This window comes from Sodalis-like endosymbiont of Proechinophthirus fluctus, assembly GCF_001602625.1.
Classification (GTDB): Bacteria; Pseudomonadota; Gammaproteobacteria; order Enterobacterales; family Enterobacteriaceae.
In genome coordinates this window covers 1,439-10,031 of the sequence record NZ_LECR01000068.1, presented here as the reverse complement: position 1 = coordinate 10,031, position 8,593 = coordinate 1,439, and the positions used below count along the sequence as shown (strand labels likewise).

Sequence of the window (8,593 nt, the reverse complement as noted above, 5' to 3'; positions counted from 1 at the left end):
ATTTTGTCCAGGAACGTCTTGAAGGGATACCGATTTCATTCCGGGTATCCCCCTGCTATTGTTCCCCCGCTTCTATCGGATCTGGTCTCCTCCGCGCAACCCTGATAATGCAGCCATGAAAACGCCGCTGTTGAAAAGAGATTAAGCACGATGACATCAACTTTTCACCGCAGGCCGGCGACTCACTTTTTTGCAGGCACATGACCTGAAAAATATTTTCCCGTACCGGGACTCGGGTGGCAGTGATGTATCTAGGAAAAATTATGGAAATATCACCGACGAACCTGCTCTATGGCCGCGCCGTTGCACCCTTACAGCGAAGCGCTAGTATCGGTCATTCCGGTTCCAAGACTCGACCGTAAAGCGTCATCGCATTATTCTGGCGGGGATATTCCCCTCGTCGCTTAATGTCCCAAGAGGGTGACGGTTCCATACCCGCCGCTATTAATACTGCTTTCGTAGGTGAGAAGTGACTCACGGTTGAGCCGACGTTTAGCGATAGGGGCGATGGGCTCTGGGTCACTTGCTATTTGCATGAGAAGCTGCTTACTGGCGACATAAGCATTATGCCTACTTGAAACGGGAACGCCAGAAAGTCACAACGGAGGGGTGGTTATTATGCCTCCTTATGCATGCTTATCGTGAATGCTACCGTCAAAGTAGGATTTGATTAGGCCAGGATGGCATGGCACCCTTACAATCATGCAATCTCATTACTCTGCCGCTTGAGGTTTTTGCGCGCTAACGTTTAAGCTCTATGAAGACTAATTAACTCTGAATCGATATTTAATCGACAGCATTAAACTTCCCATTGATATATCAGCACTAATGAACTTTATCCTATTAGTAAGTACAGATGCCAATAAATGTCCTCTATTCTGCCACCGGTTAGATGTCATGATAAAGATCATTTCATTTATGATTTATCATATTATTTTATATAGAAAATTTATAAGAACAAATGACATATCACTCTGTGATTCCTTGTGCGGTATTGATATATCTATTAAGCAAGTCGCTTTCATTTTGTCACAGGTACTGAATTTACAGCGCGGCTACAAAAGAAATAGCGCGAAAATGGCCATTGATAATAACCTGTAAAAGAAAATATTTTGCCTGATGGCTAGATGAGAAATGTTAGATAAATTTTCCCGATTTATAACATGTTCATGGTGACTAAGATTACAATCGATTTACCCATTTAGATTTACTTGATGAGGCGGCACAATAGTTTTTCAGTCTTTTTGAAAGAGTAATTATTACAATATGCAAAATAAACATGCAATGAAATTAATGCCTGGAACGCAGTTTTACTTGCAGAATTAAATATTATCAGATTCCGTATGATCCAAGATACAGATTTTTATTTTATAGAAAAATTAGTGAAAGATGATGATGCTGATAGATTATTCAGATTAAATCTGTGCGTTGAAATGTAGGTGCATTGTCATGGGGATGGATGGTATTCATACTACTGCATTCCTGGGGACAGGAATACGCCGTACCTAGAGTTTGAGTATGGGACAATCTTAAGGGAACACAGCATGACATTCTCGACTTCAATAGAATGCCTACCTCCAGAAAAAGCGTGACGTACAGAGTCTGAGTGATTAGGTTCTTCCGCCTGGTGTGAGTTGTTGAACGTAATCAATATCAATAATTTGGTAAAAGGCATTGCTAGTATTAATGATTACCCATTGTCTGTGGCCGATTATTGGTTTTATTTTTCGGCATAGTTTTACCCCTCAGCTCGGATTCTATTGCCGGTAATACTCACCTACTTCCGAACCATAGCCATTGTTTACCCGTATCCTCTATTCACGCGACTATAATAAATGGATAGGATCATGATGCGCCATTATACTTATATCGATGATTACGATACCTCTTTAATTAAAGAATGTCATCAATATTTTCCTGCAGTGAGTAGAATAAATTGAAACTAGTAATCAAACTAAGCTACTTAGCACTATTTTTCATAAACCATATAACTGTCTATGAACCATTTATTAGTCCTCTTTCTTTTACAATGAAGATGAATGGCGCTGTAACGACTTTATATAATAAAGTGTCTAAATAGGTAGAGTAGCATTATTTCCCCGTTAGGATTTAATACCCATTATCAAGTGAGAAACTTCCCATCGTGATGTTTTTTATAATTATTAGTATTACAAATAATAGAGAATCCATACGAATATTAAAATACATAAAGAGTTTATGATGTCTATTATATCACTCAACAACTATATCGATAAAAGTAGATGGCTCTTGCCTCATGAGTTAACCTTTTAATAAAGGACAATCATGCCGTACTTTCCAGATTGGATTGTATAAGTAGAGGTAATAAATACCTATGTTAATTTTAACAATAAAATTAAGTATGGAAATAGATCGATTATAAATATATATCGGTGCCTAAAAAATAAAAAATGATTTTCACGCTACACCTAAGAGATCGACTCAGTCGAAAACGTGTACGGGTATATTGGAAGACCATATGGCTTCACCTATGAAAATTTATTTACGAAGTAAACCCCATTGCCAATCCGCTGAGGAAAAGACTACCATAGTTAATTATCTTTCTGACAAAAATTTCCAGTGCTGCTTTTACGAAAAAAAGAAACTATCACTTCACCGAAAATAGCACCCTCTTTCTATGATTTTCTTGTTTTTATTAAGAATAACGAGAAAATCAACTAGTCCTGGTTGAAATATTAATGAATACACATTCTATGTGGAAATATCTTTATACATAATCTGGCGGGGCGTCCATCCGATAAAGCGCAAGAGGATGCTTAACGATCCGCAGACCATACTCTTCCTGCTGCCTTCGGAAAATAGCAAATTTCTTTGAGGAGAGAAGACGGGAATATTAACGAACATTTTTATATTACGTCATCATTGTAGATGAGAATAACCTCAGAGGGGAATACCTACAGGAAGGTAAAGCGTAGTGCCAGGAAGCAGTAGGCCTGGAAGCGCAGTGAGGTGATGGATTACGATCATCTCTGTAGGCGGCTTTCGTCCCGCTCGGCATTATTAGGTAGGCGGCGTAGTTCTTGCTGGAGATTACATTAGGAGGCAATTGCGCTAGATTAATTATAATTATTACTCGTTACTCAAGATGGTTACCGCATTAAGTTTCTACTGCTACAGTTTTCTCTCTTTTTTATTTATTTCTTCATGTAGAGTACATTCAGGTAATATTGACCATAGCAAAAACAGTCTCAAAGGAAATCGCAATACTTCCCGGTTAGGAACCTTACGTTTAAGGTGGTCACTAGATAAACATTCATCCACCTGCCATAGACAATGTAACCTCACAGATCTTTTATGGAGTGTGACGCATGCCATAAAGATCTGTGTCATCTAGGCCAAAAACGTTGAAATAGGAAAAACAAAATTCACTACGACGGTTGGATTCCGTCGGGCCATTGACGTTGATGTTCGGCGATTGAATGGCCGCCTTTACTACTTTTCTTCGGGTTTATTCGGTCGAGAAGCGAGTATCGGCCAATGACAGGTCGGATTGCCCAGAAGAGTAGCACTATATACGCCCTAGAAAAAGGGCGTGGTTGTATAGTTAATACACCGGTGCGGAAATTACTCGATGTTTTGTATCTGCTCGCGCATTTGTTCAATCAATACCTTCAATTCAATGGCGGATGCCGTCACGCTTTCGTTAATGGATTTCGATGCCAGCGTGTTCGACTCGCGGTTAAATTCCTGCATCATAAAATCCAGCCGGCGGCCTACTGCCTCTTTTTTTGTCAAAATCTGGTAGGTCTCTTTAACATGAGCGTTGAGGCGATCCAGCTCCTCCGCGACGTCTATCCGTTGCGCCAGCATTACCAGTTCCTGCTCCAAACGATTACCGTCCATCTGCACCTGGGCCTCCTCAAGTTTTCTAAGCAGTCTTTCACGCTGCCAGACTAGCACCGCCGGCATTTGCTGGCGCACGTTGGCTACTTCAGCGCTGACGCCCTCTAGCCTTTTTTCTATCAATGTCTTGAGCGCGTTGCCTTCGGTTTCTCGGACACTGATAAAGCCGTTTAGGGTAGCGTCCAGTCCGGAGAGTAATTCGGCACTGATGGTGTCCAAATCCCGCTCCGCCGTGGTCATGACGCCAGGCCAGCGCAAAATGGCTAGCGGGTCGATCTCACCTTCATCGCTTTGCATTTTCACCCACTGCGCAGCTTCCACTAGTTGTTTAGCGAGTTTTTCATTGAGGATCAGTGCACTTTGCACGTCAGGATTCATGTCGAAGCGCAGATTACATTCCACTTTTCCTCGGGTGAGGTGTAGGCGGATGCGCTCGCGAATGGCGGGCTCCAGACCGCGGAATTGTTCCGGCAGACGTATGTAGGTTTCTAGATAGCGCTGATTAACGGAGCGCAGCTCCCAGGCGGCAGTGCCCCAAGTGCCCTTAATTTCACGCTGGGCGAAGGCGGTCATACTGCGGATCATAGGCGTATCCGTTTATTAGGAAGTTGCTGCGATTATAGCCCCGCATCGGTAGACAAGATAGGCATTAGGCGGGGAAGTCCGTATAATGCACAGCCAACCCATGATTTGCGAGCCGGAGATATCCCTATGCGCCCAGCAGGCAGAAGCGTACAGCAAGTACGTCCAGTAACTATTACCCGCCATTTTACACAATACGCGGAAGGTTCGGTGCTGGTAGCATTCGGCGAAACCCGTGTGCTGTGTACCGCGTCGGTGGAAGAGGGTGTGCCGCGTTTTCTTAAGGGGCAGGGGCAGGGATGGATTACCGCCGAATACGGTATGCTACCGCGAGCGACACATATCCGCAGTCCCCGCGAGGCGACGAAAGGCAAGCAAGGCGGCCGCACCCTGGAAATCCAGCGTCTTATCTCTCGCTCGCTGCGCGCGGCGGTGGATTTAAGCAAATTAGGTGAATATACCATTACTCTGGATTGCGATGTTCTACAGGCTGACGGCGGCACCCGCACCGCGTCTATTACCGGTGCGTGCGTGGCACTGGCTGACGCCCTGGCCAGCATGCAGAAAAAAGGTCAGTTGAAGACCAACCCGATGAAAGGATTCGTCGCGGCGATTTCCGTCGGTATCGTGGCCGGTGAGGTGGTGTGTGATTTGGAATATGTGGAAGATTCAGTCGCTGAAACCGATATGAACGTAGTGATGATGGAAGACGGTCGCATGATTGAGGTGCAGGGAACCGCTGAAGGTAAGCCTTTCAGTCAGCAGGAGCTTATTACGCTGCTCAAATTGGCGCGCGGCGGCATTAGTAGCTTGATCCAGGCGCAAAAAGCCGCGCTGGTGGAATATTGATTCACGACGCCTGTTGGTATTTTATCCCTGCGATATCTCCTAGGCAATGAAATTGCCTGAGAAATTTTGGTTGGCGATAAGCCAATCGTTGCTGGTATGATAAGTTTATTCAATACCAATTTGTATTATAGAATATAACGCTAAGAAACTTTTGATAATCTATTTTAATTAATCATTAAGTCATTAATTTAATTAACTTTTTTTTAAAGGCATTTTTGATTATAGTTTATAATAACTATCATTATTATAAACTCCTAATGATGACAAAAGCATAATTTTCAGGTAACGTTTTTATATTATAGATAAAATCATGTAGATATATTATAGCTGACTATAAATAAATAAGAAGCAGGCCATGAACCATTATAATATATCTTCTACATTCTCTATCCATCCGACTAGTCAATCCTTGCGTTATATACGTGAGCAGAATGGTATTATATCTATAAAAAGTTGGAATTGTATAGGTAGGCAAAATTATCCATGAATTAAAATTTATGATAGAATTAAAATAGCAAAGATAATATATTTCTCTGAGTGACCTCAGAGAAATTAAGATAGGTGTGGTAATCTATAATAAAATGGAGGACCTATGCTAGTATAGCATACTGTAATAATACCTATAGAAAAAAGATCAGATAGGTGACATTATTATTGGAGTTAAAAAAGTTAAATTATTTTTGTTCAAATATGTTCTTTTGAAGAGTAATATCGAAATGATAAGTAAACGGATTATGTTTGCGGCTAGGAGTGTCGATTCCACGATGTCTTTATTTTTCCATGCGAAAGATAAGAAACTGTGTAAAAGCGTAATCGGCAACATGGGTTATCAGAAACTCGTTAGCAGCGAACATACCGACGATGATGTGGTGACGATTGTTCATATGACTATCGCTAAGTTAACGCCAGTAAAGCCGGATAACTTTGCCAGCATTGAGTCACAACCGAAAAAAGCACTGAGAGAACTTATTAATGAGTTGGCGAAGTTGACTGCTGACGACAAGATGCAGCTTAGAGAATATATTAAGCTATTTTTACAATCAAGAAGTTAAAGAGCAAGAGCGCAGAGGATTTAAAAAATGGAAGGATACTACCATATCGCCTAACAAGACAGCGTCAGTGGACGAGAGCACTAGTAACGAAGATCTACCGGCCTTGTTCAGAACACTCATGCTGGCATGAGGTGAAGCGAAGGCCGACGGTACGACGGATTTCACTGGAAAACGTGCATTGGGATCCGATGGAAAAAGAAAGTCAATAGACAGTAATAATACTGATAATATTTAAGAAACATTAAAAATTATTCCTAGTGATCCGAATATGAATGATATCTTATTCCATATATAGTAGGAAAAGTAAAGGAAAAATAAATTCTTAATAACCTCTATAAATGGTTCCAGATATATTTGGAACATGAATCAGTCTAAGGGATAGCGACGCTATTTAAAAGAAAAATACACGAGACAATTACTATCGCAGAAATTGATTACTTTGAGATGGTAAAGTTGGTTGTATTAAATTGGATAGAAAAAATCCAATGATATTGATGGATTGAATGATATTGTTGATGTTGTGATATCCTATTAATTTTTATTAGGATTACATTAAATAAAATCACTATTGCAAGCAGTTTGAAACGCTTAGCTATTGCTATAAATCTGCTCCTGATAGAGATACAAAGGAGTTTACAAAAACAATTATAGATAATAATTTATTACCCATAACTTTTGATAAAGTGTTAACGGCGTATGATAACGACGTATGATGAAGAAAAGTGATGTACTAGCCTTAGTCAATTACATATTACGGATTTATCCTGATAAAGAAGCAGCGTCGATATCCTCTCCCGCGTTGCGCGCGACAACTTCAGGCACTTTAAAATCCACCTATTGTATAATAGTTTAGCTTAGAGAGAGGGCATAAGATTTTTATAGACTCTGCTGTTATCACACATTTATACCCTGCGCGCTGGCTAACTCTCTTATCGGTATTAGCAATGCGACGCTGTAACAGTATAGTTATGGAAACGAGAGCCGGGCTATTTTAATACCGGCACTTGGTAACAGGCACTTTATTATCGTTCCATCTCTGATACCTTTCAAATACTGTGCTCCACAGCTTGTCCAACCCAATGGTAAGGAGTTACAGTCCGTGAAAGAATACCAACATAAATTTATCGAGTATACGTTAAATAAATAGATATTAAAATTCGGCAAACTTACGCTTAAATCAGGACGTATCAACCTTATTTCTTTAATGCCGGTTTATTTAATACCGGGCGAGATCTGGCATTTTTGAGGCGGGTTTATATGCCGCAGCGTTGGTGAATTCAGCCATGCCATTCGATCTATTATTCGGGCCTGAAAAGGCATCCCGATTGCGACCGCCACTACGGTGTCGCTGGCAGAGTAGTATCAACGGGACATCCCTTATTGTTTTAACCGTAAGGAAGCTAAGGATAATGGTGAAGGCGGAACGCTGGTCAGTATTCCGCTCCAGGGTAAAGTGATGCTGATCGATGACGTTATTGCTGCAGGCACCGCTATCCGCGAGTCAATGGCCATTATTACCGCCCACTAGGCAACGCTTGCCGGGTGATTATTTCGCTAGACCGGTAGGAAAAAAGGAGTAGTGAGATTTCTGCTATTCAGGAAGTGGAGTGGGATTATCATTACAAGGCTCTTGCTATCATAACGTTGACAGATTTGATCGCTTATCAGCAACAATATGGCATATAGGATGGACGGGTGAGATGGGCGTCCCACTTTAATGCCGGGCAGTGAAGCACTCACGTTGACAAGCAGTGTAGCGCTGTTATCCACCGCGCCGCGGCAACCCAGTGCAACTGCGTTACCAGAAGTGGCTAGCGCACCTCGAACTCCTGCGTGGGCCGGTATTTAAATTCAGTACGCACAAAGCGCGACAGCATGTCTTCGCAAAAGGCCAGCAGTTGGCTGGCGAGCAGCGACTCATCCAGCTCAATCGCTTCCCCTTCGCGTAGTTTGTGCTCGTGCAATACCTGGCGCAGTTGTACTTCGATATGCTCATACAACTAATTTATTCTCCGCTGAAGTCAGTTTTGTTCAAACGCTAGCGCGTGGCCGCTCATAATGCGCGCGAGCCCTAGATTTCGTTCAGCGAAGCCAAAACAGTAATAATATTAGACGAAGCCGATTCAGAGTCTCTTTCTCATCTTATAGGATAAAATTAATTCGGTTAATTAGCCTATCCTTGATAAATTCGATAAGGATGTCAAGCATCTGAGTTTTGCTAGGAAAGT

At 41.8% G+C, this 8,593-nt stretch carries 3 protein-coding genes and 2 pseudogenes; 3 read left to right on the top strand and 2 right to left on the bottom strand.

From position 1 onward, the window contains the following. Positions 1-3,603 precede the first annotated feature (3,603 nt). Positions 3,604-4,467 carry a YicC/YloC family endoribonuclease gene (locus BG74_RS06745; RefSeq protein ID WP_066597438.1) on the bottom strand — a complete coding sequence of 288 codons (864 nt, stop codon included), beginning with the start codon at positions 4,465-4,467 and terminating at the stop codon, positions 3,604-3,606. Between the two features lie 126 nt (positions 4,468-4,593). On the opposite strand from BG74_RS06745, the gene rph reads away from it, so the two are divergent. From rph to pyrE, 3 genes and pseudogenes are all read left to right on the top strand, one after another. Beyond that, positions 4,594-5,313 carry a ribonuclease PH gene (rph, locus tag BG74_RS06740; protein ID WP_066597436.1) on the top strand — a complete coding sequence of 240 codons (720 nt, stop codon included), beginning with the start codon at positions 4,594-4,596 and terminating at the stop codon, positions 5,311-5,313. Positions 5,314-6,047: 734 nt separating this feature from the next. Beyond that, complete coding sequence (locus BG74_RS06735; RefSeq protein ID WP_187202749.1) at positions 6,048-6,365, top strand: hypothetical protein; 318 nt, start codon at positions 6,048-6,050, stop codon at positions 6,363-6,365. Between the two features lie 1,147 nt (positions 6,366-7,512). Then, positions 7,513-8,051 (top strand): annotated as a pseudogene (pyrE, locus tag BG74_RS17570) (orotate phosphoribosyltransferase). Between the two features lie 125 nt (positions 8,052-8,176). Here the strand turns inward: pyrE and slmA are convergent. After that, positions 8,177-8,593: pseudogene (slmA, locus tag BG74_RS06730) on the bottom strand (nucleoid occlusion factor SlmA); the annotation flags it as partial.